Source organism: Brevibacterium litoralis (genome assembly GCF_040212315.1).
GTDB lineage: Bacteria > Actinomycetota > Actinomycetes > Actinomycetales > Brevibacteriaceae > Brevibacterium > Brevibacterium litoralis.
In genome coordinates, this window is sequence record NZ_JBDIUY010000004.1 from 160,452 (window position 1) to 186,229 (window position 25,778).

Annotated in this window: 21 protein-coding genes; 15 read left to right on the forward strand and 6 right to left on the reverse strand. The window is 68.7% G+C overall.

The genetic code is table 11. The features are described 5' to 3' along the window. The first annotated feature begins 27 nt into the window (after positions 1–27). The 4 genes from phnL to AAD496_RS01265 are packed head-to-tail and all read left to right on the forward strand — an operon-like array spanning position 28 to position 2,987. On the forward strand, positions 28–867 hold the full coding sequence (phnL, locus tag AAD496_RS01250; RefSeq protein WP_349826830.1) for a phosphonate C-P lyase system protein PhnL: 840 nt from the start codon (positions 28–30) through the stop codon (positions 865–867). Next, complete coding sequence (locus tag AAD496_RS01255; RefSeq protein WP_349826802.1) at positions 864–2,042, forward strand: alpha-D-ribose 1-methylphosphonate 5-triphosphate diphosphatase; 1,179 nt, start codon at positions 864–866, stop codon at positions 2,040–2,042. Before phnL ends, AAD496_RS01255 begins: the two co-directional genes overlap by 4 nt. Before the next feature lie 58 nt (positions 2,043–2,100). Beyond that, positions 2,101–2,526 carry a nuclear transport factor 2 family protein gene (locus AAD496_RS01260; RefSeq protein ID WP_349826803.1) on the forward strand — a complete coding sequence of 142 codons (426 nt, stop codon included), beginning with the start codon at positions 2,101–2,103 and terminating at the stop codon, positions 2,524–2,526. Continuing rightward, positions 2,523–2,987: a MaoC/PaaZ C-terminal domain-containing protein gene (locus tag AAD496_RS01265; protein ID WP_349826804.1), complete on the forward strand. Its 465-nt coding sequence runs from the start codon at positions 2,523–2,525 to the stop codon at positions 2,985–2,987. Before AAD496_RS01260 ends, AAD496_RS01265 begins: the two co-directional genes overlap by 4 nt. Before the next feature lie 125 nt (positions 2,988–3,112). Here AAD496_RS01265 and AAD496_RS01270 read toward each other — a convergent pair whose 3' ends face one another. Genes AAD496_RS01270 through AAD496_RS01280 form a run of 3 tightly spaced genes read right to left on the reverse strand, consistent with a single transcriptional unit; the run spans position 3,113 to position 6,334 of the window. Next, positions 3,113–3,355, reverse strand: a complete 243-nt coding sequence (locus tag AAD496_RS01270) for a hypothetical protein (protein ID WP_349826805.1) — start codon at positions 3,353–3,355, stop codon at positions 3,113–3,115. 56 nt (positions 3,356–3,411) lie between these two features. Then, positions 3,412–4,584, reverse strand: coding sequence for a hypothetical protein (locus AAD496_RS01275; protein WP_349826806.1), 1,173 nt, complete (start codon positions 4,582–4,584; stop codon positions 3,412–3,414). A gap of 46 nt (positions 4,585–4,630) precedes the next feature. Beyond that, positions 4,631–6,334 (reverse strand): N-6 DNA methylase, encoded by a 1,704-nt coding sequence (locus AAD496_RS01280; protein WP_349826807.1) that lies wholly within the window; start codon positions 6,332–6,334, stop codon positions 4,631–4,633. Between the two features lie 185 nt (positions 6,335–6,519). Between AAD496_RS01280 and AAD496_RS01285 the strand changes: the two genes are divergently transcribed. Together AAD496_RS01285 and AAD496_RS01290 are read left to right on the forward strand one after the other, a co-directional pair. Next, the gene (locus AAD496_RS01285; protein ID WP_349826808.1) at positions 6,520–7,302 is read left to right on the forward strand and encodes a sulfite exporter TauE/SafE family protein; all 783 of its coding nucleotides are present in this window, start codon (positions 6,520–6,522) and stop codon (positions 7,300–7,302) included. A gap of 214 nt (positions 7,303–7,516) precedes the next feature. After that, positions 7,517–9,217 (forward strand): serine hydrolase domain-containing protein, encoded by a 1,701-nt coding sequence (locus AAD496_RS01290; protein ID WP_349826809.1) that lies wholly within the window; start codon positions 7,517–7,519, stop codon positions 9,215–9,217. A gap of 26 nt (positions 9,218–9,243) precedes the next feature. On the opposite strand, the gene AAD496_RS01295 is transcribed toward AAD496_RS01290, so the two are convergent. Next, a complete protein-coding gene (locus AAD496_RS01295; RefSeq protein ID WP_349826810.1) occupies positions 9,244–9,780 on the reverse strand; it encodes a DinB family protein in 537 nt (178 codons plus the stop codon). A 255-nt stretch (positions 9,781–10,035) separates the two neighbouring features. Between AAD496_RS01295 and AAD496_RS01300 the strand changes: the two genes are divergently transcribed. Then, positions 10,036–10,914, forward strand: coding sequence for a sigma-70 family RNA polymerase sigma factor (locus AAD496_RS01300; RefSeq protein ID WP_349826811.1), 879 nt, complete (start codon positions 10,036–10,038; stop codon positions 10,912–10,914). 284 nt (positions 10,915–11,198) lie between these two features. Here the strand turns inward: AAD496_RS01300 and AAD496_RS01305 are convergent, their stop codons facing one another. After that, complete coding sequence (locus AAD496_RS01305) at positions 11,199–12,170, reverse strand: NAD(P)-dependent oxidoreductase (protein ID WP_349826812.1); 972 nt, start codon at positions 12,168–12,170, stop codon at positions 11,199–11,201. A gap of 74 nt (positions 12,171–12,244) precedes the next feature. Here AAD496_RS01305 and AAD496_RS01310 point away from each other — a divergent pair, with 74 nt between their 5' ends. The 3 genes from AAD496_RS01310 to AAD496_RS01320 all read left to right on the forward strand — a co-directional run bounded on the left by AAD496_RS01310 (position 12,245) and on the right by AAD496_RS01320 (position 16,834). Beyond that, positions 12,245–14,467, forward strand: a complete 2,223-nt coding sequence (locus AAD496_RS01310; RefSeq protein ID WP_349826813.1) for a prolyl oligopeptidase family serine peptidase — start codon at positions 12,245–12,247, stop codon at positions 14,465–14,467. Positions 14,468–14,472: 5 nt separating this feature from the next. Then, positions 14,473–15,684, forward strand: coding sequence for a dipeptidase (locus AAD496_RS01315; protein ID WP_349826814.1), 1,212 nt, complete (start codon positions 14,473–14,475; stop codon positions 15,682–15,684). Between the two features lie 151 nt (positions 15,685–15,835). Beyond that, positions 15,836–16,834, forward strand: coding sequence for an aminotransferase class IV (locus tag AAD496_RS01320; RefSeq protein ID WP_349826815.1), 999 nt, complete (start codon positions 15,836–15,838; stop codon positions 16,832–16,834). Positions 16,835–16,900: 66 nt separating this feature from the next. Here the strand turns inward: AAD496_RS01320 and AAD496_RS01325 are convergent, their stop codons facing one another. Then, positions 16,901–18,292, reverse strand: a complete 1,392-nt coding sequence (locus tag AAD496_RS01325; RefSeq protein ID WP_349826816.1) for an alpha/beta hydrolase family protein — start codon at positions 18,290–18,292, stop codon at positions 16,901–16,903. Positions 18,293–18,525: 233 nt separating this feature from the next. Between AAD496_RS01325 and AAD496_RS01330 the strand changes: the two genes are divergently transcribed. The 5 genes from AAD496_RS01330 to AAD496_RS01350 all read left to right on the forward strand — a co-directional run bounded on the left by AAD496_RS01330 (position 18,526) and on the right by AAD496_RS01350 (position 25,696). Further along, complete coding sequence (locus AAD496_RS01330) at positions 18,526–19,584, forward strand: alcohol dehydrogenase (RefSeq protein ID WP_349826817.1); 1,059 nt, start codon at positions 18,526–18,528, stop codon at positions 19,582–19,584. A 92-nt stretch (positions 19,585–19,676) separates the two neighbouring features. Further along, the gene (locus tag AAD496_RS01335; RefSeq protein WP_349826818.1) at positions 19,677–20,951 is read left to right on the forward strand and encodes a type 2 periplasmic-binding domain-containing protein; all 1,275 of its coding nucleotides are present in this window, start codon (positions 19,677–19,679) and stop codon (positions 20,949–20,951) included. 81 nt (positions 20,952–21,032) lie between these two features. After that, positions 21,033–22,178, forward strand: coding sequence for a helix-turn-helix domain-containing protein (locus AAD496_RS01340; RefSeq protein WP_349826819.1), 1,146 nt, complete (start codon positions 21,033–21,035; stop codon positions 22,176–22,178). 238 nt (positions 22,179–22,416) lie between these two features. After that, the gene (locus tag AAD496_RS01345; protein WP_349826820.1) at positions 22,417–24,252 is read left to right on the forward strand and encodes a GmrSD restriction endonuclease domain-containing protein; all 1,836 of its coding nucleotides are present in this window, start codon (positions 22,417–22,419) and stop codon (positions 24,250–24,252) included. 169 nt (positions 24,253–24,421) lie between these two features. Next, entirely contained in the window at positions 24,422–25,696 is a 1,275-nt protein-coding gene (locus tag AAD496_RS01350; protein ID WP_349826821.1) for a type 2 periplasmic-binding domain-containing protein, read from the forward strand. Positions 25,697–25,778 lie beyond the last annotated feature (82 nt).

Below are 25,778 nucleotides of genomic sequence, written 5' to 3' on the forward strand. Positions count from 1 at the left end.
ATGACGGAGGACAGGGACGTGGACCAGATGCCCGAGGACGTGATGCCCGAGAACACCGTGTTGTCCGTGCGGGATGTGTCGAAGACCTTCACCCTGCACCTGCAGGGCTCGCAGGTGCTGCCGGTGCTCGACGGTCTGGAGTTCGATGTTCCACGTGGAACATGCGTGGTGCTCGGCGGCGAGTCGGGATCGGGCAAGAGCTCGGTCATGAAGATGGTGCACGGCAGTTACCACGTGGATTCCGGGCACATGTGGCTGCGGCACGCCGGCCGGGTGCTCGACCTCGCGAGTGCGCAACCGCGGGAGGTCATCGCGGCCCGGCGCGACACGATGGGTTACGTGAGCCAGTTCCTGCGGGCGGTGCCGCGGGTGCCGGCGCTCGACGTCGTGGCCGAACCCCTCGTCGAGCGCGGCGAGGACCAGGAGGTCGCCCGCGAACGGGCCGCCGGTCTGCTCCAGCGCCTGAGCATCCCGGAGCGACTGTGGACCCTGCCGCCGGCCACCTTCTCCGGGGGTGAGCAGCAGCGGGTGAACATCGCCCGCGGGTTCATCACCGAGCGTCCCCTGCTGTTGCTCGACGAGCCGACGGCCTCGCTCGATGCGCGGAACCGCGCGGTCGTCGTCGAACTCGTCCGGGAGAGCCTGGACCGGGGTGTCGGCATGCTGGCGATCTTCCACGATCAGGACGTGCGCGAGGCGGTCGCAGACTCGATCGTCGACGTCGAGGTGTTCGCCCGGCGGGCCCGGGAGAAGGCGGCGGCCGAGCGCGGTGCGGTCGCCCACGGTGCGGCCGCGGAGGACAGGGGTGAGGGCCGGGGGCAGGGCGCCTCGGCAGCGGAATTCGGGAAGGTGGAGGTGACGGCATGAGCCTGGTGCTGGGCAATGCGCGGGTCGTGGGGCCCGACGCGGTCGTGCACGGATCGGTGCACGTGGAGGACGGCGCGATCGTGGCGGTGTCCGACGACCCGCAGCTCATGGTGCCCGGTGCGCGGCACGAGGACCTGGGTGGCGATCTGCTCATGCCCGGGCTCGTCGAGGTGCACACGGACCAGGTGGAGTCGCACTTCCAGCCGCGGCCCAAGCGGTTCTGGGACCCGATCCCCTCGGTGATCGCGGACGACGCGCAGATGGCGGCGAGCGGGATGACGACGGTGCTCGACGCGCTGCGGATCGGTACCGGTCCGTCGGACAATAACCTGGCGGCGCAGGCGGACACGCTCGTCTCCGCCGTCGTGCACGCCGCGGAATCCGGGCTGTTGCGCGCCGACCACTACATCCACCTGCGGTGCGAGGTGTCGACGCCGGACGTCGTGGAGACGTTCGAGCAGGTGGGCGGGCACGAGCGGGTGCGGATGGTGTCGCTCATGGACCACGCGCCGGGGCAGCGGCAGTACGCGGACGTCGAGTCCTACAAGACGTACCTCATGGGCAAGAAGGGGATGAACGAGACCGAGTTCGCCGACCACGTCGCCGCGATGCACGACTACTCGGCCCAGTACTCCGACGAGCACCGGGTCGCGATGGCCGAGCGGGCGCGGGCCCGGGGCCTCACGATGGCCGCGCACGACGACGCGACGCAGGCGCACGTGGACGAGTCGGCGGCACTGGGGGTGCGGATCTCGGAGTTCCCCACGACCGTCGAGGCCGCGATCGCCGTGCACGAGGCGGGCCAGCTGGTCGTCATGGGTGCGCCGAACGTGGTGCGCGGGGGCTCGCACAACGGGAACGTCGCCGCGCTCGACCTGCTGCGGCGCGGTCTGCTCGACGTGCTCTCCAGCGACTACGTGCCGGCGAGCCCCATCCAGGCGGTGTTCCAGCTGGTGGGGGCCGGGGAGATCGATCTGCCGGCGGCCTCGGCCCTCGTGAGTGCGAACCCCGCGCAGGCGGCGGGGCTCGAGGACCGGGGATCGATCGCCGCGGGCTTGCGGGCCGACGTCATCCGCGTGGCCACCTACGACGAGGCGCCCGTCGAACACCACCCGCTCGGTTCCCCGGTGCCGATCGTCCGCGGCGTGTGGCGGGTCGGTGAGCGCGTGGCCTGAGGGTGTGAGGCTAGAGTCGGGAGCGGACGTCAACGACGACAGCCGAAGAGGTGTATCCGTGAGCCCCACCGAAGTCCCACCCGTCATCGTGGCCTGGCACGAGCTGGCCGAGAACCCCGATCCCGACCGGTTGCGGTCGATGCTCGCGCCGGACGCGGTGTTCCGGTCGCCGGCCGTGCACACGCCCCAGGAGGGTGCGGAGATCACCTTCGCGTACCTGTGGGCCGCGGTGCACGTGCTCGGACCGACGCTCACCTATGAACACGAGTGGTACGACGAGGCGTCCGCCGTGCTGAAGTTCGCCGCGACGGTCGACGGATACGAGGTCGGTGGCGTCGACATCATCGAATGGGACGAGGACGGGAAGATCACCGCATTCACCGTCATGGTGCGGCCCCTCAAGGGTCTGCAGGCGGTCATCGGGGCGATGGGCGCGCGGTTGGCCCAGCAGCAGGAGGCGTCGCAGAAGGAGACCTCGGCATGAGTGACGAGCGGCTCAAGGCGGAGGATCTACCGATCGGCGAGGAGATCGACCTCGGGACCTTCCACGTCACCGAGGACGCGATCATCGAGTTCGCGCAGCAGTGGGACCCCCAGTACTTCCACATCGACCGCGACGCCGCGGCGAGTAGTGACTTCGGCGGGATCATCGCCAGTGGCATCCACTCCGTGGCGATCTTCCAGCGGCTGTGCGTCGAGGGGTTCTACGGGAGGTACGACATCATCGCCGGGCGCAAGGTCACGGACCTTCGGTTCCACCGGCCGGTCTTCCCCGACACGACCCTGCGGGGTGCTGTGACGATCGAAGCCGTCGAGGCGGCCGGTCCCGGACGTGCTGCGATCACCTCGACGGGCACGCTCTACGACGAGCGGGGCCGCCCGATGTTCTCCCTGGTCAACGACGCACTCATCCGCACCCGCGAGGAGGAGTACCGCGCGGGGTGAGGTCCACGGGGGAGGTACCGGGCAGGGTGAGGGGTCCCGGGCAGGGCGCCTCGGCGGCGTTCGACGATGGGAAAAACGTCAAGTAGAACCTGTGAAAAAAGTACAGCAGAAAGTGTGAAATCAGTTCAGTAGGCTGTGTCGTCCCTGGTAGCTGGGTTGTGATGGGAGCCGTCCCCAGATGGATTCGACGGCTGGGTCCGGGTGGGTCGGGTGGTCGACCGGAAGACGAGTGCGGCGACGACGATCGCGCCCCAGGTCCCGAAGAACACGGCCGAGAATCGTCCCGGGGTTGCCGACCGTACGACCAGCCACGTGAAGAGCCAGGTGAGAGCCCCGAGCAGCGGCGCGATTCCGAGCTTCGTCGTCATGGCCCGCGACCATACCGAGTGCGTGCTTCTCCCACCAGGGGCGTCGGAAGTCGGGATCACCCGAGGCGGGTGATGGTGCCCTCCGTGCCGTCGTAGAGGTCGAAATTGCGTTCGCCGATGAGCTCGAGAACGTCGTCGACGGCCTCGTCGAGGTCGATCGGGGTACCGCGGTCGTTCACCTCGTAGGCGGTCAGCGCCGGTGGGGACACCTCGGAGTCGACGAGGATGACGAAGAAACGCTCGTACTGTTCCTCCCGGCCGGACGGGTCCTGGCGGCGGGTGAAGAGGCGGAACCGGGGGAAGACGTTGTCGAAGGTGCTCTTGCGGCGTGCCGTGTGGTCGCGGGCCGCCCCGACGTCGAGGAACAGGAACGCACCGAGCACCGCGTAGGGGAACCGGCGGTGGAGGGTGACCGCCTCGTTGAGCATGTCACCGCGACGGTTGGTGAGGTTCTTCTGGTAGTTCTGCGACTTCCCGTCGCGGAACATGATCGTCTTGACGGAGACGGCGTAGATGAGACCGCTCTCCTCCGTCGCCCACGTGACGTCGACCTTCTTGGCGCCGATGCCACCGGCCAGACGACGCTCCGCACCCATGTTGAGACCGGACTCGTCGCGGCGTGGCATGACCTCGGGCATCCCGCGTTCGCGCAGGTCGTCGGAGATCGCCAGGGCGAGTTCCGCACTCAGGCGCTCGTTCCAGTTCTTCTTGTCCGCCTGCCGGGCCTCGTCGCCCGGTTTCGGTCCGGCGTTGACGACGGCGTTCTGCAGGCGGAACTCCAGGGACGGACGAACAGGCGCCAGCCCCTCCATCCCGGGCAGGACCGGCTCGTCGTCCTCGGCGCCCCCGTCGTCCTCGGAGTAGAGGCGGGGCGCGGTGTCGGCGGTGGCGTCGGCCGATGGCTCCTCGGGGATGGGTGCCTCGGGGACCGGCGCCTCACCCGAAGACTCCTCGGCGGTGGGCTCCGCAGGGGACGGCGCCTCGGCGTCGGGGGCCTCGGGGGTGGGCTCCGCAGACGCGGGCGCCTCGGGGGCGACCGGCTCGTCGAAGAGGGAGACCTCCGGCTCGGGAGCCGGTTCGCGTGGGTGAGTGCCCGACGATGCCACGGGTGCAGCGGTGTCGGCGGCAGTCTCCGCGGGCCCGCCGTCCCCGTCGACGGGCAGCGCGACGTCGAAGACGGGGAACAGGGCGTCCTCGGGTGAGCTGTCGTCGGGATGGACGTGATCCATCGGGTGGCCTCCGGTGTGCGGTGCAGGTCTGCGAGCTGCGGGGGTGTCAGGTGCGGGCACGGCGTCCCCGGGCGCGGCGGCGGGAGGACAACTCACGATAGGCGTCCCGCAGCCCGTCCAGTTCGTTCTGCGACATCCCGGCGTGTCCGCGCAGCACGATCTCGTCGACGCACGTGACGGCGTCGAGCAGGCGGCCGGCACGCAGGTGTGCGGCGACCTCGGGGCGGGCGCGCCGGAGGTCCTCGGCGGCGGCGGCGAGCAGGTCCGGGCGAGGGACCGGCAGGCGGTCGGCCTCCTTGGGCTCGAGCTTGAGCATGCCACCGCCGTAGGACCGGCCCACCGTCTCCGCACCGACGAGCGTCACCGAGGTGAGCGCCCCGAGGGGAAGGGACGCCCGTCCGAGCGTCCGGAATTCGGGGCGCAGGTAGACCCCGTGGACGCTGTTGAGGTGCCGCACCCCGGCGCTGTTGGTGGTGATCCGGGGCGTGTTCGCGTTCATGTAGGTGAGGAACAGGTCCGCCGGGTCGACGAGGGGCACCTGCCACCACGTGCGGCGGACACGGCACTTGTAGGCACGGTCCACCTCGGCGTCCTCACCTGCAGCGATGTACGCGCGGGCGGCGTCGGAGGGGTCGTCGTCCGGGCGGAACAGGAAGGTGGCCCGGCCTGCGTGCTCGCCGAGGTCCTGCCACCTGTTCTCGTCGAGGTCGAGACCCCGCAGGTGAGCACTGCCCGGTGGGGAGATGCGTAGGACGTCCTGTCCCGAGAGGCCGAGGTCGCGGACCTCTGCCGGGGACAGGGTGAAGTACCGGTTGTTGCCCGTCACCATGCCCAGGGTCGTGTCGCCCCAGGTCTCCAGGTGGGTGAACTGCGCGGTCGCACCGGTGCCGTAGGAGTCCCATGCCGCGGTCGACAGGAGTGCGGGAGTCCACTTGCCGGCAGGATCCTGAGGCGTCCACCGGGTCGAGTCGAGCGGTCCGTCGAGCGCCGCGGCGTTCTGTGCACGCGTGATCGTGATGTCCGTGGCGGACCCCGTGCCGAACCCGTGGGCGATGAGCAGGACGACGTCCTCCTGCGCCTCGGGGAAGACCCGTTCGGTGAAGACGACGAGTTCGACCGAGGCGAAGTTCTCCAGCAGGAAGGAGCGGACGCCGGCGGCGTAGTTGACGCTCAACAGTTCCGCCGGGAGTACGAGCCCCATTCGGCCGCCGGGCTCCAACATGAGCGCCGAGTGCACCGTGAAGGCCGCCCACGAGGAGGCGAGCCGGGTGAGCGTGACACCGCCGCGCAGGGCCGCCTCCTGGGCGCGGGCGCGGGCGTGCCCGGTGAAGTCCTGATATCGGATGTACGGCGGGTTGCCGACCACGGCGGTGCAGCGCGGGGAGGCCGGTACCTCGAAGAAGTCCCGGACCTCGATGTGTGGGTCACCGCCGGCCGCGCGTACCAGGTCACCCGCCCGCGAGGCGCTCGCGGCGTGGATCTCGACCCCGTCGACGCGGGGGGTGACGTCGGAGGAGCGGGGCGCCTCGGGAGCGGTGGGGTGCGATGGCGCGGGAGCGCGCAGCGCGCGGAGACGGGTGACGGCGCCGGTGAGGAAGGCCGCCTCGCCGCAGGAGGGTTCGAGCACGCGGTCGTCCGCGGACAGGACGGTGCGCTCGACGAGGTGACGGGCGATCGGCTCCGGGGTGAAGAACGCGCCGCGGGCCTTCCGCACCTGGGCGGTGTCCTCGTCGTGGAGCGCGTTTCGCATGACGGTCATTCTCTCATTCCCCCGGTCGTGGAGCAGCGTGTTCCGACCCACGTGGGGCCGTGTCCGACTGCGTGTCGGTGCCGGTGCTCACGGTACGGAGGGCCTCGGACACAGTTCTCGGGTCCGTGGTGCGGGCCGGGCCCGACGGTTCGGGGTCGTGGACGTGTGTCCCCTAGGATCGTCCGGTGCCCGAACTGGAGATCACCACCCTCGTCCTGCTGTTGGTCGCCGGATTCGCCGCCGGCTGGGTCGATGCCGTCGTCGGAGGCGGCGGACTCATCCAGCTCCCGGCTCTCCTGCTCGTCCCCGGCGTGACACCGATCCAGGCGCTCGCGGCGAACAAGGTCGCGAGCATCATGGGCACCTCGGTCGCCGCGCTCACCTTCGCCCGGAAACTGAGACCGGAGCCCCGGACCTACGTCCCCCTCGGGTTGGCCGCCCTCGTCGGGGCGATCGTCGGCGCCATGCTCGCCACCTTCATCCCCGAACAGGCGTTCACGCCGGTGATCCTCGTCGTTCTCGTGGGCGTCGGGACGTTGACGCTGGCCAAGCCGACGATGGGCGTGCTCACCGATCTGCGATGGGACGGGTGGAAGCACGTGGGCGGCGCGCTCGCCATCGGCGCGGGGATCGGCCTCTACGACGGGGCGCTCGGCCCGGGGACCGGTTCGTTCTTCGTGATCCTTCTCGTCATGGTGCTCGGGTACGGGTTCATGCCCGCCTCGGCCCTGGGGAAAATCGCGAACTTCTGTACGAACCTGGGCGCGCTCATCTTCTTCGTTCCCGCCGGTCACGTCCTGTGGGAGCTCGGCCTGGCGGTCGGTGTCGCGAACCTGCTCGGCGGTTACGTGGGCGCGAAGACGGCGATGGCCAAGGGTTCCGGCTTCGTCCGCGTCGTCTTCATCGTCATCGTCGGTGTCCTCACGCTCAAGCTCGGTTGGGACCTGGTGAGCGACCTCGTGGGGTGAGGACAGGGCTCCCGGACTGGGACTGCGAGGTTCTTGTCGTTCGACAGGACAGATGTCTCGTAGTCATGCAGGACTGCGAGACATGAGTCCTGCGAAACGACATCGACCTCGACATCCTCGTGTCCCAGCGGAAGTCGGTCGCTCTCCCGTTGCTCTCGCGTGGCGTGGATCACCCTACGATGAGCTGATGACCCCGCCTCCGAAAGGCCTTCCCATGTCCCACCTCCCCGCCTCGCTCGTCCAGCAGCTCGACACGTGGTTCGAGGGGGTGGACGTGAAGGCCCCGGGTGCGGGATTCGCGGTCTTCGACCGGACCGGTGTGCTGTTCCACGCGGGCACCGGAACCTTCGACACGGCTCCCGGCGCCGAGGCGGCAGCCGCGGACTACCTGGCCGGTGCGGGAGGGCGCCTGGGCGTCGGGAGGGTGCACGGGACGGCGCCGACCGCGCGGACGGCGGCCCGGATCTGCTCGATGTCCAAGAGCTTCCTCATCGTCGCGCTCCTCGTGCTCGTCGAACGCGGCCGGGTCGACCTCGAGGCGCCGGTGAGCCGGTACGTCCCCGAGTTCACCGATCCGGTCGTCGACGGCGAGACCGTCCCCGTGACCGTGCGGATGATCTGCTCCAACTGCTCGGGCCTGCCCGAGGACAACGCCTGGGCCGACTTCCACCTGGGCCTCGACCACGCGGCGGTCCGCGACCTCGTGGCCCGGGGACTGAGGTTCTCCGAGGTGCCCGACACGTCCTACCAGTACTCGAACTTCGCGTTCGGCCTCGTCGGCATGGTGCTGGAGAACGTCACCGGTGAGCGGTACCAGGACTTCGTCACCCGCGAGGTCATCGCGCCGCTCGGCCTCACCCACACCCGGTACGAGTGGCGGGACTTCGAGCCCGGGACCGAACTCATGCTCGGGTTCACGAGCTTCGACGAGGGTGCGAGCTGGATCCACCGTCCCTACGTGGAGACCGGGATCCTGGGCGCCGCCGGTTCCCTGTGGTCGACGGCTGAGGACATCGCACGCTGGGTCGGGTGGTTGAGCGCGGCGTTCGCACCCGCGGAGGAACCGGCGCAGTCCGCGTCGGACGGACAGCTCTCATCGGAACTTCAGGGCGCCTCGGGAGCGGGGGAGGGGATCCTGTCCCGGCGCATGCGCCGGCGGATGCAGCGGATCCACACGCCCATCCACTCGATGCAGGAGCGGATGGTGAAGGACGGGCTGTTCGACGGGATCGGGTACGGTCTCGGGCTCGTCATCGAGATGGACAGCCGGTTCGGCACGATCGCCCAGCACTCCGGCGGTCTGCCCGGGTTCAGCACGAACATGCGCTGGCACTGCGACTCCGGCCTGGGCGTCTACACGTACGTGAACTCCGAGGGGCGCCCGGCCGCGCGCTGGGCGGAGTCGATCCTCTCGACCGTCCTCCGCGCGCTCGAGGTGCCCGCCCGGACCGTCGACCTGTGGCCGGAGACGGCCGCGGCGGCCCGTCGGATCGACTCCCTGCTCCACGCCATGGCGGACGGTTCTGACACGGACGGCGGCGGGTCGTTCGCGGACCTGTCCGACATCGCGGCGCCGAACCTGTTCAGTGACGTGCCCGTCGAGGTCCGGGACTCCCGAGCGGTACACGCCTTCGCACAGGCGGGAGGTGTGACGCAGGGCGCCCCGGAAGCGGAGGCGAGCTTCGCGGACCGTCTGCTGTGGTGTGTGAGCGCGGCGGACCTCGTGTGGCGGGTGCCGGGGAAGGACGCGGACCTGCAGGTGCGCATCGAGATCGCCGAGGTGCCCGCTCTCGGGGCCGCACCCGCGAACCCGTTGCAGCGCGTGGTGATCGAGCCACTGGGCAAGGAGAACCAGGGGCTGCCGACGGGACGGGACAAGGTGGTGCGGCACTTCGTGCCCCGGCTGCCGGGGTGAGCGCCGCCGAGGCGCCCGCGGGTCGGTCAGTCGCCGACCTTGCCGTCGATGTCCTCACGCAGGAGGTCGGCGTGACCGGCGTGCCGGGCGTACTCCTCGATCATGTGGACGAGGATCCAGCGGACGCTCTTGTGACCGCGGCGCGGCAGGTCCGGGTCCTCGGTGGGCCGGTCGAGGTCGGCCGGGGTCAGCCCCGCCTCGATCGCCCGTGAGCGGTCGACGTTCTCGCGGTACAGGGACATGATCGCGGCCGGTTCCATGTCGACGGCGACGTGCCAGTCCCAGTCGTTGTCCTCGTCCCACGGCGCGGAGGCCCAGGGTTCGCTGTCGGGGCGGCCCGCGATCACGTGACCGAGCCAGTCGTCCTCGACGCCCGCGAGGTGGACGAGCATGCCGCCGAGGGTCATCGTCGACGACCCGACGGTGTGCCGCAGCCCGGCGGCATCGAGTCCGTCCGCCTTGCGGTGGAGGATCGTCCGATAGAGGTCGAGGAACGACAGGAGCGTGCGGAGTTCGTCGTTCTGTTCGGGCGGATCGGTGAGGGTCGTGTAGTCGAAGGTCATGACGGTGTCCGTTCGCAGTGGGGGCGGTGTGAGAGCGGTGGCACGGTGCGATAGCGGGGAGGTGCCCCCGATCCTGGCACGCGCGATGTCCAGTGTGGACGGAGTGGCGTATCGCCCGGTCGGATCCGCCACTCCGTCCACACTGGAACTCCGGCCACATTGGAGCTCCGGCCGCCGGTCACATCCGTGACGTCCCGTGCGTCGACCTGGTAGGAGTCCGGCCGCCGGGTCGGGCGCGGATGGAAGGATGACGACATGGACCCGACCGCACTGGCACAGGCCTTCGAGGCCGAACGTCCGCAGCTCGAACGGCTCGCGGCGAAGGTGCTCGGCGACCCGACCGAGGCGCAGGACATCGTCCAACAGGCGTGGTTGAGGCTGGACGGGGCGGGTTCCTCGGGAACGGGGGAAAGCGAGATCGACCACCTCGCGGCCTGGCTCACCACGGTGACCACACGCCTGTGCCTCGACAGGCTGCGGCGGCGTACACCGGTCCCCGAGGAGGAGGTCGAGCCGGCGGAGTCCGCGCCGGACCCGGCGGAGGACGTGGCGCTCGCCGACACCGTCGGGGTCGCGCTGCAGGTGGTGCTCGACCGGCTCACGCCGAACGAACGGATCGCGTTCGTCATGCACGACAGCTTCGGGTTCGAGTTCTCCACCATCGCCGAGGCGCTCGCCACCACCCCGGCCGCCGCGCGGAAGCTCGCCTCCCGCGCCCGGGCCAAGGTGACGCAGCCACGGTCGGAGGACGCGCTCGCCGACTGGCAGGTGGTCGACGCGTTCATGACCGCCGCACGCGAGGGGGACTTCACCCGGCTGGTCGAACTGTTGGCGCCGGACGTCGCGGTCCGCGGCGACGCCGAGGCGGTCGCGATGGGCACCCCGGAGGCGATGGACGGGCGGGAGGACGTCGCGTCCTTCTTCAACGGCGCGGCGAAGGCGGCACTGCCGGTGCTCGTGGACGAACGCCCCGGGTCCGCGTGGTTCCACCGCGGCGAGGCGAAGGTGCTCTTCGACTTCACGGTCGTCGACGGCCGGGTGCAGCGGATCGACTTCCGGGCGGATCCAGCGGTCATCGCGCGGGTGGTGCGGCGTGCGGTCACACTTCCGGGCTCCGGGACGTCGCCCCGGTGACAGCACATCACGGGAGGTGATCCCGGGTGGCTGGAACCGAGGAATCCGGACGATCAGGCGCACGGACCCGCGCGGAACGAGATGAAGTTCCGGTGGTTGCATCCCAAGCAGTCGATGCGCTGGTACACCGACACGAAGGAGGCCTTCGCCGCGCTCCCCGAGGAGTGAAGGGAGTGAAGATTTCCAGTGTGGACGGAGTGGCGTTTCTCCCGGTCGGATCCGCCACTCCGTCCACATTGGAAGTCTGCGCGAGGGCGCATGCGGGTGCGCGTGCCCTCGCGCGGTCACTCCTTCACGAGCACCGGCTCTCCCAGGTCGTCGCCACGCAGGAAGTCGAGAACCATGTCGACCTGGTCCTGCGTGGCGTTGTCACGCATGTACTGGGAATCCGCGCCTGCGTGCGGGGTGATGAAGGCACCGGGGCAGTCCCACAGCGGGTGGTCCTCCGGCAGGGGTTCGGGGTCGACGACGTCGAGCGCGGCGCGCAGACGACCGGACTGCAGTTCGCTCACCAGGGCATCCGTGTCGACGACCTTTCCACGACCGATGTTGCCGAGCACGGCGTCGTCCTTCATCCTCGCCAGGAAGTCCGCGTCGACCAGGCCGTCGGTGCTCGGGTTGAGCGGCAGGGCGAGGGAGACGGCGTCCGCCTGCGGCAGCCACTCGTCCAATTGCTCCATCGGAAGGACGTGTGCGCCATCGCCGAGGGTCCTCTCCGTGCGGGCGAACCGGACGACGTGGGCCTTGAACGCCTCGAACCGCTCGGCGATCCCGCGGCCGATCCCACCCTGACCGATGACGAGGACCGTCCTTCCGACGACGCCCATGAGGCCGTGCTCGTGCTTGCCGCGGTGTGACTGCGGGACCCATTCGTGCTTCTGCTGGAACACGTGGTGTTCGGGGAAGGACTTCATCGAGGCCATGATGAGCAGGGCACCGTGCTCGGCCGTCGTGTCCGACATGACGGCCGAGGAGTTGTACAGCGCCACTCCGGTCGGCACGTGGTCGATGACCCAGTCGTAGCCGATGCTCACGGTCCGTACGCCGCGCAGGTTCGGGAGGTCGCGGAGCATCGTGCGCCACTCCATCGCGCCCTTGCCGCCGAGGACGACGAAGGCCACCGACTCCGCGGGCACCTCACCGTCCACGTAGTCCTGCCAGGTGCGGACCTGTGTGCCCGCCGGCAGATCGCCGACGAGGTCGAGGTGTCGGGAGGAGGGGACGAGGGCGGTGACGGGGGATGCGGTGTCGGTCATGTCGTCACCCTATCCAGTGGTGTGTGACGAGGAGGGACGAGATCTGTGTCCGAGCCCACCGTTAGGGTGACGGCATGACCCAGGCATCCCCCGGCACGTCCCCGCACAACCCCACTACCCACGCCTCACACACGCGCCCGGCCCCTCCCAGGACCGCCGAGGGAGAGGTCGTCGAGACCCTCCACGGTCACGAGATCGCGGACCCCTATCGCTGGTTGGAGGACCCGGACTCGGACGCCACCCGCACCTGGGTCACCGAGCAGAACGCCTACACGGAGTCCGTGTTCGCCGATTACCCCGACCGTGCGCACTTCCACGACCTCATGCGTGGGATCGTCCGGCGCCCACAGGCCGGCACCCCGGTGAAGAAGGGCGGCACCTACTTCGTCGCGCGCAACGACGGCACCCAGGACCAGTTCCAGGTCTTCGCCGCGGACACCCTCGACGAACTCCGGGCCGGTGGGCGTCTGGTCCTGGACCCGAACACGTGGTCGACCGACGGGACGAGCTCCATGCGCAGCTTCAGCGTCTCCGGTGACGGCAAGTACCTGGCCTACACCGTGAGCGAGGGCGGCTCCGACTGGGTCGACATCACCGTCGTCGACCTCGCGACCGGTGAGCGGGTCGAGGACCCCATCCAGACCAAGTTCTCCGGGGCCGAGTGGCTGCCCGACGGCCGTTCCTTCCTCTACGGCGCCGTCCCACACGAAGGCCGCGCCGTCGGGTCCCAGGCCGACCAGGTGAAGACCGGACTGCTCAAACTGCACCGTCTCGGCACGCCGGAGTCCGAGGACGTCACGATCGTCGACATCCGTGCGGAATACACCCAGGCCTTCGTGTGGGCGGACGTGTCCTCCGACGGTCGCCTCGTGTCGATCGCCCTGGGCTCCGGGACCGAACGGGAGAACCGCCTGTGGTTCGCCCGCCTCGACACGGATGGGCTCGGCAACACCGTCGTCGGTGTTCCCGTCCGCGCCTTCGACACCGCCGACGCCCAGTACCACCCCGTCCGCGTCGACGGCGACCGGATCACCGTCCACACGGACAAGGACGCGGACCTGGGCCGGGTCGTCGCGTTCGACCTCTCCGTGTTGGAGGCGACCTCCCCCGCGGAACTCGAAGAGGTCGTCCCACAGGCCACTGACCAGCTGGAACACGTCGCGGCGGCAGGGGACGAGATCCTCACGGTCCACCTGGTCGACGTCCAGCCACGTCTCACCCGGTACGCGCTCGACGGGACCGAACTGGGGCAGGTCGACCTCCCTGCAGGAACGCTCGAAGGGTTCTGGGCCGACCAGGACTCGGCGGAGTGGTTCCTCGGGTTCTCGACGCCCACCTCGCCGGGCCGGGCCTATCGCGGTACGACCGGGTCGGACGTATTGGAGGACCTCGCCGATCTGGTCCCGGTGGTCGCCGAGACCCCGGACCTGCCGGAGACGATCACCACCCGTGGTCGTGCCCGGAGTGCCGACGGGACGGAGGTCCCCTACTTCCTCGTCCGCCCTGTGAATGTTCGGGAAGGACTGGGTTCGCCGGAAGGACTGGGCGCGCCGGAAGGACAGGGCGTCTCGGGAGCTGGGGAGGAAGGTCCGGCGCCCACCCTGCTGTGGGGGTACGGCGGTTTCGACATCCCCGTCGAGGCCAACTACCGGCCACTGTTCGCCGGCTGGCTGGCGGCCGGCGGCACCCTCGTGCTCGCCAACCTGCGCGGGGGCGGCGAGTTCGGCCGGGCCTGGGCCGAGGCCGGGAAGAAGGACGGCAAGCAGAACGTGTTCGACGACTTCATCGCCGTGGCCGAGCACCTGGTGGAGACCGGCGTGACGACGCGGGAGCAGCTGGCCGTCCACGGCAGGTCGAACGGTGGCCTGTTGGTCGGTGCGGTGATGACCCAGCGGCCGGACCTCGTCGCCGCGGCGATCCCGGGCGTCGGCGTGCTCGACATCCTGCGGTTCCACCGGTTCACCGCAGGTGCCGCGTGGACGAGCGATTTCGGTGACCCGGAGGACCCGCACGACTTCGAGGTGGAACTGAAGTACTCACCGCTGCACAACGTGCGGGACGTGGAGTACCCACCGACGCTCGTGCTCACGGGTGATCACGACGACCGGGTGGTGCCGGCGCACAGTCACAAGTTCACCGCGACCTTGCAGGCGCACCAACAGGGCGACGCGCCCGTCGTCACCCGGATCGAGACGAACGCCGCGCACGGGGCCGGTAAGCCCTTGGCGATGGTCGCCTCCGAGGCGGCCGACGTCCTCACCTTCGCTGCGCACTTCACGGGGCTACGGGTAGGTTGAACGCCATGACTTCTTCCCTCACCTCCCCGAATGCCTCCACCGGCTCCGACGTCCTGCGGACCGCCCTGCCGGCGGCGACCACCGACAACGAGGTCGTCGCCCAGGCCCTCGGGCAGTTCCCCGTCTTCGACGGCCACAACGACCTGCCGATGGCCCTGCGCGCCGACTACGACTACGACGCGAGGGCCGCACACCTCGACACCGGCAACACCGACCTGCACACGGACATCCCCTCCCTGCACGCCGGAGGCGTCGGCGCGCAGTTCTGGTCCGTCTACGTCTCCAGCGCCCAACCGCACCCGGAGGCCGTCGTCGAGACGCTCGAGCAGATCGACGGGGCATACCGTCTCATCGAGGCCTACCCCGAGACCTTCCGGTTCGCCCGCACCGCGCAGGACGTCCGGGACGCCTGGGCCGAGGGCAAGATCGCAAGTCTGTTGGGCATGGAGGGAGGGCAGTCGATCGCCTCCTCGCTCGGCACCCTGCGGATGATGCGCCGGCTCGGGTGTGCGTACATGACTCTCACGCACAACGACAACACCCCGTGGGCCGCAAGTGCCACGGGTGCGCCGATGGACACCGGCCTCACCGAGTTCGGCCGGGAGGTCGTCCGCGAGATGAACAGGATCGGCATGCTCGTCGACCTCTCGCACGTCCACGAGGACACCATGCGTGACGCCCTGGCGGTGACGACCGCGCCGGTGATCTTCTCGCACAGCTCGTGCCGCGGTGTGGCGAGGCACGTCCGCAACGTCCCCGACGACGTGCTCGCGCAACTGCCCACCAACGGTGGCGTGCAGATGATCAACTTCGTCCCCGGGTTCATCAACGACGAGGTCGCCGAGTACAACGTGGCCCTCGCCGGCAAGGAGGCCGAGCTCGCGGCACGCGTTCGCGCCTTCACCGCCACCGACGACGAGGTGCGCGCCGCCGAGGGGGACCTCGCCGCCTGGAAGGCCGCGAACCCGGAGCCGGTCGCCGGTATCCCGGACGTCGTAGCCCATATCGAGCACGCACGCGAGGTCGCCGGGATCGACCACATCGGTCTCGGTGGCGACTACGACGGCATCCCGGAGGGCCCCGAAGGTCTGAAGCGGGTGTCCGACTACCCGGCACTCCTCGAAGCACTCGCGGAGAAGGGCTGGTCCGCCGCCGAGATCGGCAAGCTCACGAGCGGGAACATCCTGCGCGTGTTGGAGGATGCGGTCACCGACTGAGCGTCGGGGTCTCCGGGAGGATGCCTCGGCGGTGTCCGGACTCGACTCGAGTGGGCCGGGGTGCCGGTCACGGTACGTGGGTCGATACCCTGGGAAACGGTTCTGCCCTCCCTGTCCGTCCCCGCTCCCGTTCCCCTGAAGGAGTCCCCGTATGTCCCTCCCCGCAGCCGATCCCGCCGGCACCGACACACTCGCCGCCGAGGCGCCCGCCCCCTTCGGAGTCTTCTTCGGTGACCCGACGGAACTCTTCGATCCGGAGTTCACCGGCATCCCGACGGTGAACCGGGTGGACCCGGCGGACGCCTCGGTGTCGGTCTTCGACCTCGGCATCATCCGCGGCGACGGCATCTTCGAGGCCACGGCCGTCCACGACGACGTACCGCTCGCCTGGTGTCTGCACCTCGAGCGCCTGCGGCTGTCGGCGCAGATGGTCGAACTCCCCGAGCCGAACGTCGAGGCGTTCGACGCCTTCACCCACGCGCTGTTCCGGGAGATGGGTGGGGTGGCACAGGCCCAGGTGAAGGTCCTGGTGACCCGCGGTGCCGACGCGAACCTGTCCGCCGCACCACGCCATACCCTCCCGGGCGGCGAGCCCCTGCCGACGGTCATCGCGATCGTCGACTGCGGGTGGATCCCGCGGCCGCCGGAGATCGAGATCGCCACTCTCGAGCGCGAGGTCTTCAAGGACTCCGCCGAGCGGGCGCCCTGGCTGCTCATGGGTGCAAAGACCCTGTCCTACGCGACAAACATGGCCGCCAAGCGCGAGTTCGAACGCCGCGGTGCGCAGAACGCCGTGTTCCTCACCCGGGACGGGTACGTGATGGAGGGGCCGCAGTCGACGGTGGTCCTGCGTGAGGGTGATCGCGTGGTCACCCCGGATCCGCGCATCGGCATCCTGTTCGGCACGACCCAGCGGGAACTCTTCGCCTGGGCGAACGGGGCGAAGGGCTACGAGGTCGCCTACGAGGAGATCACCGCCGACCGGCTGAAGACCGCCGACGCCGTGTGGATCATGGGTGGAGGTGGCGTCCAGTCGGTCACCGCGATCGACGGGGAGCCGGTGAAGCACGACCTGCAGACCGTCCTGGAGATCAACGAGTACCTGCAGACCCAGCGCGCGGCGGTCGACGCCTGGACCGCCGCGCACTGAATCTGACGCGGCCCGCGCCCCGGCACCCCACCGCACTGAGCTTCACGCCGCCCGCCGGGCCTGCTCTCAGTCAGCCGGCTTGAAGTCCGGGGTCTCCGGGTCGTACAGCGGGTCGTAGGGGCGCAGCACCACGCTGTGGTCCATGCCGAAGTCCTCGGCGGCCACGGTCTCCGGGTCCAGGATGTCGTCACCGTCGGGCTTCTCACCGCCGTCCACCCACTCGTCCAGGTCGTCAAGGGCGGCCGTGTACTCCGCCGGGTAGAACCCGCAGTGGCTGATGCTGCGGATCGCGCGGCTCACGAGCAGGTCGGACTTGCCGTGGTCGGCGGCGTCCTGCGCGTAGTACTGCTCCATGGAGAACGGCACGAACAGGTCTCCGATGTCGTGCGTGGAGATCGTCGGGACCCGGAGGTCGCCGGTGACCTCCGGGTGGCCCGGGGCGTCCTTCGGGTCGCCGGCGACGCGGAGCACGTTCTCGTTGAGCTCCACTTCCTCGTCACTGAGTGCGGGGTCCCGGTCGAGCTGGTACACGAGGTCGGTGTTGTCGACGACGCTCTCCGTGCCGAATCCGAAGTCCGGGTCGGTGCGCAACTGCTGGATGAGGAAGTCGTTCCACTGCTTCTCGTAGGCCATCTCGAACAGCGGGCGTTCGCCACCGCTCATGTGCTCGACGACCGCACGCAGTTTCTCGCCGTGCTCGGTGAGGTCCGCGAAGACCGTCGCACCGGTGTCCGGGTCCGTGGTCGTGCCTCCTCCGAAGTGCTCGCGCAGTTCCGGGAGCGTCGACGTGTAGTAGCCGCTCGTGGCCGGGTACTCCTGGGACAGGGTGTCGATCCCGGCGAGCGTCTGGGCGACCAGGCTGTTCGAGGTGAGGTAGGCCGGGAGCTCCCGTGCCCCGAGCGCCCCGCAGAAGGGCAGCGCCCCGTCGACCTTGCTGTGGTACTTCTCCGCGTACACACCGGTCACGTGCCCACCCATGGAAACACCCATGACGTACGTGCGGTCCGGCTTGGCGACTTCCCTGTCGAACAGGCGCTGGAGCGCCCGGGTGTCCTTGACCGCGGTGCCGACGTCGTAGCCGTTCGTGCTGTAGCTCGACGCCGCCCAAGCGTAGCCGCGGTCGAGGAGGTCCTGCCGGTTGGGCGGTGCGTCGACGGTGAGGCGGGGGACGTTCCCCCGGTACCCGTGGGCGTAGAGGACGAGCGTGCCGTTCCAGTTCTCGGGCACCTCGATCCGGTACCCGGCGCCGCCCTCGACACCGGTCCGGAGGTCCGAACCTTCGTGGCCGGGCAGGTGGTCGATCGAGGCGACCTGCTCCTCGTCGACGACGAATCCGGTCTCCGCATAGGCGGAATCGGAGATCGCGGGGACGACGAGTGCGGTCGTGGCGGTGAGCGCGAGGGCGCCGGTGAGGCCGAGGGATGCGAGCGCGAGGCGGGAGGGGCGTGGGGATGTCATGGTGTTCTCAACTCCTGCGTGCGGGACCACTTCGTCTCGCACTAGGTGATAGGTGAGGTATCACTCAGGGATCCTGGCAGGGCCGTAGCCCCTGGTCAATGATCTTGGTAGGCCTTCACTATTGACCGAACGAACGTTCAATAGCAGAGTTGAGTCATATCCCCACCCCGGCCCGGGGACCGTGCCCCGAGCGGCGAGGTCGCCCGTGTCACCGTCGAAGGAGACCCGAGCCCATGCGCGCTTTCGTCACCACAGGTCCGTCCGCTCCCCTCGAACTGCGCGAGGTCGACGACCCCACACCCACCGGTTCGCAGGTGTTCCTCGCCGTCCGTCATTCCGGTGTCTGCCACTCCGACACCCACGTGCACGCCGGCAGTTATGACGCCGGGAGCAAGGGTGAACTCTCGATGGCCCAGCGCGGCCTGGAGTACCCGGCCGTGCACGGCCACGAGATGGTCGGAGAGGTCGTCGCCGTGGGGCCCGACGTCAGGACGGTGAAGCCCGGGGACCTGCGCCTCGTCTACCCCTGGCTCGGCTGCGGCGAGTGCCTGCGGTGCACCGCGGGGAACACGAACCTGTGCCGCAAGGGGCGCGCACTCGGCATCATCCAGTGGGGCGGCTTCGCCGACCACGTGCTCGTCCCCGACGAGGAGTTCCTCATCGACATCGACGGGCTCGATCCCGCCTGGGCCGCGACGCTCGCCTGCTCCGGGCTCACCTCCTTCTCCGCCGTCCACCAGGTCCTGCCCGTCGAGGCCGACGAGGCGGTCGCCGTCATCGGCACCGGCGGCGTGGGCCTCATGGCCGTGGCGCTGCTCTCGCAGCTCACCGACGCCGAGGTGATCGCCGTCGACGTCGACGACTCCCGGCTGCAGATCGCCCGGGAGCTCGGTGCCGACCGGGTGGTCAACTCCACCGCTCTCGAGGAGGGCGCGACGCTCGACGTACTCGCCGGGCGACCCGTCGCCGCGGTCATCGACTTCGTCAACACCGGGGCGACCTTCGACCTCGGCTTCAGCTCCCTCGACAAGGGTGGACACCTGGTGAGCATCGGCCTGTTCGGCGGCGAGGCGGCCGTCCCGACCGTCATGCTGCCGCTCAAGGTGATCACGGTGACCGGCAGCTACGTGGGCACACTCCAGCAATTGCGTGACCTCGTGGAATTCGCGAGGTCGCACGAACTGCCCAAGGTCCCGATCATCGAACGGCCTCTGAACCTGCAGGAGGCGCAACGCGGCCTCGACGACCTCAACGCCGGGACCGTGCAGGGACGCATCGTCCTCGCCGGCTGAGTCCGACGCCGCCCGGACCCCGGCACCCCGCCGGCTGAGTCCGTACGCACGACACGACATTCCGATTCTTCAGTTCGAAGGAGAACTCCATCATGAGAAGTTCAGTGAAGTACCGACTGACGGGCGCCTCGGCAGCGGTGGGAGCATTGTTGCTCACCGCCGGCTGCGGCGGCGGCGTGGGCGGCGACGGAGGTGCCGATGCGGGCACCGGCTTCGCCTATGGCGCGGACCAGGCCGAGGTCGACGCGGCCCTGGCCGACCTGGATCCCGTCACGCTCACGATCCAGCCCTACGCGGCCTCGCCGGATGCGGCGGCGGCCGTCGCGGAGCAGTCCTTCATGGACGCAGTGGAGGAACGCTCCGGTGGCAAGATCAGCTTCGAGATCGCGTGGGGTCAGTCGATCGCGCCCTACGCGGAGGTCGACGACGCGCTCGTCGACGGGCGTCTGGACGTCGCGTACAGCGTGCCCATCTACTTCCAGCAGGAGTACCCGCGGCTCGACGCGTACAACAAGCTCAGTCAGTACGCCCCGGCGACCCCGCTCACCGGTGAAGCGGCACTGCAGGCGCAGATGTCCGTGGCCGGGTGGAACGACGAGGCGCAGCTCGCGGAGTACACCGACAAGGGTCTGATGCCGCTGAACCCCCTGGTGAGCTCGGGCAACTATTGGACGGCCTGTGGGGAGTCGGGGACTGCCATGGGCGACTGGTCCGGCCGTCAGATCCGGATCGGCGGGTCGGTGCAGACGCCGATCTCCGAGTCACTCGGGGCGTCACCGGTGTCGATGGAGTACGGCGAGGCGTTCGAGGCGCTCCAGCGTGGCACCGTCGACTGCATCTTCGTCCAGGGCATGGTCGCCGGCTCCACCGGCCTGTTGGAAGCGGCACCCCAGGTGTCGACGATGGGTGAGGACCGCTTCACCGGTGCCGTCACCGCAGGTCACGTCGCGGGCTCGGGTGTGCAGAACCTGCCGCTGGCCTACCAGCAGATCATCTTCGACGCGGCGGGCGTCGACTGGATGCACGGCCAGGTCGCGGCGATCATCGGGTCGAGCGCGGACGCCGTGACGGATGTCCGGGACGCCGGTGGTGCCTTCACGGAGATGGACTCCGAGGCGGCGCAGGCGATCCTCGACACGCAGGCGGAGATCGCCGAACAGGTGGTCGCCGACGGCGTCATCGAGGAGGAGGTCCGGGCAGCGCTGGAGTCCGACGTGGATCGCTGGATGGATGATGTCGCGGACCTGGGGCTCACCGATGACGGCGACCTGGCCGAACTCGACGAGTGGTACGACCCGGAGACGGACTTCAGGCCGCTCATGGCGCTCGCCTTCCAGGAGGGGGCGCTCGCTCACCGACCGGAGTGAGGGACCGTCGCCGCGGGCCGGGGCTTTCAAAAGTGCATGAGTACTATTGGGGGATTACCAAAACGCGCGTACCGTTGAAGGATGGACACCACAGCGACAGGGATCGGTGGACGTGTGCGCGCGTCCATCCCGGCGGGCATGACCCAAGGGCAGTTGGCGGAGGCGGTCGACATGCCACCGGACGCTCTGTCGCGTTCCCTACACGGGAAGAGGGGGTTCGCTCCCTTCGAGCTCGCGCGGATCGCGGATGAACTCCAGGCGGATCTGCACTGGTTCATCACCGGTGAGCCGGACCCGTTCTCCGTGCGGATCGCGGCACGGCACTCGTGGGATTCCGTCTCCGGGGCCCACACGAATCCGGGAGCGAGTGCGGACGAGGAGATCGTGTCCCGGATCGTCGGTGTGTACCGCGAGGCGTACCCGGATGGGCCTCCGCCGACGAGCGAGCTGCCGTCGACGGCCGCGGCGACGCGGGAGCGACTGGGAGATTCGCCGGTCCGGGAGTTGGCGGAACGCGTGCAGGATCGACTCGACGTCGACGTGGTGCGGGTCCCGGGGCTCACGACCGACTACTCGTTGTGCATCGGAGCGCGCAGGGTCATCCTGCTGGGGGCCACCCATCGATGGTTCCGGAGCAACTGGTCCCTCGCACACGAGTTGGGGCACATCGTGCTCGGTCACCACCTCGACGACGGGAGGGATGCGGACCGCGACGAGCCCGCCGCGAATCGCTTCGCCTCGGAGCTTCTGTTGCCGCGCAAGGTCGTGCTGCCGACCCTCGGTGAACCGTCGTGCGGATCCGTGGTCGAGCGTGAGCTCGCGAATGCGGTGTGGGATCTGGGGGTCTCGACGGAGGCCTTGTACCACCGCGCCCAGGGTCTGGAGGTGGACGTGTCGGAGTCCGCTCGACACGTTCTCCGGTCCTCGACCTCGCGGCTGATGCGTGAACACATCGACCCGAGTCGTGTCTCCGCCCGGGAGATGGGTGCCGTGGTGCGTAGTGCGCCGCTCCACCTGATCACCGCTCTGGAGGAGCGGACCCGTGCCGGTGAGGCGGACCCTCTGGTGTTGAACTGGTTGCTCGACGTGCCGGTCGACGAGATCGACTTCCCGGATCCCGACGGACCCGAGATGGTCCGGAAGCGACAGGCTGCAGCAGAACGCCGTCGGCAGGAAACCCTGGACCTGGCGCGGCAGCGGGCACGACAGCGTGCAATGAGCGCGTGAGCGTCCGGTGGCATCGACTGATCGCTGTCCCCGAGCAGTCCTCGGCATGATGCTGTGACGAGAAGAAGTCGCCAAATCTCGGCTGTGTCACGATTCGGCGGCGCGTTCCAGGTCGCACTGCCTTGCCGATAGGTTTACCGGAGACATCACGAGAGACCGGTGTGCAGCGGACTCCAGTCGGTCAGAGCACACCCGGTCGGGACGGAACCGGAACGTTCGGTATACGAAGGGCAGTGGGATGGCGTTCGAGACTCCGCAGTACAACCTCACGGACTACCTGAAGTGGACGCGGGACGGGAAGCTTCAGCTCCCGGATTTCCAGCGGGGGTACAAGTGGGAGGACGAACGCATCCGCCAGCTGGTCATCACAGTCCTGCGCGGGCACCCCATGGGCGCGGTCATGCTCCTGGAGACCGGGAACGATCAAGTCCGTTTCAAGCCCAAGCCAATCTCGGGTTCGGACGCTCCGTCGGGTTCGGAGCCCCGCTGGCTTCTTCTCGACGGTCAGCAACGCTTGACCTCCCTGACACAAGCGATGTCAGGGGACGGTGTGGTGAAGACGAGCGATGCTCGCGGTAAGTCGGTCGAACGTCGCTATTTCGTAGACATCCGTCTCGCTCTGGAGGGGGAGGACCGCATCGATGAAGCAGTCATCTCGATGCCTGCAGATGGGAAGGAGCGGGAGAACTTCGGGCGGGACATAGTCCGAGACGTCTCGACTCCGGAACTCCAGCAGGCCGAAGGACTCTTCCCGGTGAACCTGGTGCTGTCGTACTACGATGCGCAGGATTGGCTGTTCAACCTGGAGGATCGGGAGCTCCACAAGCGGTTCTCGCAAGAAGTTCTGGCGCCCGCGAACATGTATCAGATCCCTGCGATCTCGTTGGACCGCACGACGAGCAAAGCAGCGGTCGCCACCGTGTTCGAGAAAGTGAATACCGGCGGCGTGCCCCTGACCGTCTTCGAGCTGCTCACCTCCACCTTTGCCGGAGACGCGGACTACTTCCGCGATCATGGGAAGGACTTCAGGCTGAAGGACGATTGGGACGAGCTGGAGAAGGACTTCGCGCGGTTCGAGGTTCTGTCCGGCGTGAAGAGTACGGAGTTCCTGCAAGCGGTCACGTTGCTCACAACTCGGGAGAGGAACAGGGCAAGTACTTCGTCACGTCCGCCGGCGGTCTCCGCCAAGCGTGAGGACGTTCTCAAGCTCGAGCTCGTGGATTACCTGCGATGGCGAGATGCAGTGCGCGACGGGTTCCTGTGGGCGGGGCGGTTCTTGAACGACCTGTGCGTTTTCGACACGCGATTTCTCCCGTACCAGACGCAGATCGTTCCGCTGGCGGTCCTCCGGGTCGTGCTCGGAGGTACGGCAGAGGCGCACGGAGTCGTCGAACGAATTCGGCAATGGTACTGGTCGGGTGTCCTCGGGGAACTCTATGGCGCAGCGACCGAGACGCGTTTCGTCCGTGACATCGAACAGGTGGCCCCGTGGGCAGTCGGTGAAACCGATGTCGTTCCGGGAACCGTCGCCGAGGCAAGCTTCAGCGAGAGCAGGTTCTTCTCCCTCCGCACGAGGAACGCTGCGGCGTACAAGGGGTTGTATGCGCTCCAGGTTGCTCAGGGGGCGATGGACTGGGTGAAGGATCACCGATTCGATCTACAGACGCACAAGGACCTGGCGACGGACATTCATCATGTGTTCCCCCAGGCCTGGTCGAAGAACAACGACATCGAGCCGGAACGCTTCGACAGCATCGTCAACAAGACGCCCCTGTCCGCCGAGACCAACAGGGCGATCGGAGGAGGGGCTCCGTCGCAGTACCTGACTCGGGTCGAGAAGAACTCCCACCAGAGCGCAGAACGGGTGGATGCGCTCCTGCGCACTCATGGCCTCGATCCTGCCGCGATGAGAGCCGACGATTTCGAAACGCACTTCCGGCATCGGAGGGAGTTCCTCATCACGGTGATCGAATCCGCGATGAAGAAGCCGGTGCAACGTGATGTCGAGGTAGGAGAAGTGAACGAGGACCCGGCTGATTTCGAGGACCAGTGGGAGGTCGAGCGCGGCGAGTGATTCCTGATTCCGGCCGGGACACAACTGCCGGCGAGTAGCGCTCTCACCTGGGAAGCTACCGATTCGGTAGAGGTGTCCCGGTCCGTGGCGGATCCGTTGACTCGCCGCAGGGCCTCCCATAGGTTCGGATGATCCCGCAACGGCGCGGGATCACGACACAAGGAGAACCATGTCGCGAAATCTGGTGAAGAAGTCCGTCCTGGCAGGTGCGCTGCCGCTCGCGTTGATCCTCACGGGTTGTGGTGGCGGGGTCGGAGAATCCTCGGGCGGTGATGCCGGATCCGGTTTCGAGTTCGGTGCCCCGCAGGAGGAGGTCGATGCGGCGATCGCCGACCTCGAGCCGGTGACGCTCGCCTACCAGCCCTATGCACCCTCGCAGAACTCCACCTCGGCGCCGAGTGCGCTCGCCTTCATGGAAGCCGTCGAGGAACGGTCCGGTGGCAAGATCTCGTTCGACGTCTCGTGGGCACAGGCGATCGCGCCCTACCCGGAGGTCGACGACGCGCTGGCGGACGGGCGGCTCGATCTGGCATTCGCGGTGCCGATCTACTACGTCGCCGAGTACCCGATGACCGACGCGTACAACAAGCTCAGCTACTTCACCCCCGGGACGCCGATGGTCGGTGAGGCGGCTCTGCAGGCCCAGATGGCCGAGGCCGGTTGGAACGACCCGAACGTGCTCCAGCAGTTCGAGGACCAGAGTGTGACCCCGCTCAACCCACTCGTCGGATCGGGCACGTACTGGACCGCCTGCGGTGAGGAGGGGACGGCGCGCGAGGACCTGCAGGGCAGCCAGATCCGGATCGGCGGCGCGGTGCAGACGCCGATCTCCCAGGCGCTCGGCGCCTCTCCTGTGTCCATGGAGTACCACGAGGCGTTCGAGGCCCTCCAGCGCGGCACCGTCGACTGCATGTTCACCCAGGGACTGGTGGCGGGCTCCACAGGACTCGTCGAGGCTGCCCCGCACCTGTCGGCCTTCGACGGGGACGAGCGGTTCACCGGGGCGGTGACCGCGGCGTTCATCGCGGGCGCCGGATACGAGAGTCTGCCCCTGGCCTACAAGCAGATCATCTTCGACGCCGCCGGGATCGACTGGCAGCACGGGTGGATGCACTCGAACCTGGAATCGAGCGCCCAGGCCACGGCCGATGCCGTCGAGCACGGTGGCTCCTTCACCGCGACGGACGAGGAGACCAAGCAGATCATCCTCGACACCCAGACGGAGATCGCCGACCAGATGATCGCCGACGGTGTCGTCTCCGAGGAGGTCCGTGCCGGACTCGAGGAGAGCGGTCCGCGATGGATGCAGACCCTGGCGGACCTCGGTTACGAGGAAGGCGGTGACGTCTCCGAGCTCCACGAGTGGTACGACCCGGAGACCGACTTCCGCCCCCTCTTCGAGGAGGCCTTCAACGCCGGAGCGGTCGACCACCGCCCGGCCTGATCGATCGGACCACGGCGCCGCCGGTGATCCCACCGATCCCGGCCCGCTGAATCCTCTCGGCGCCGTGAGATGCGCATCTCAC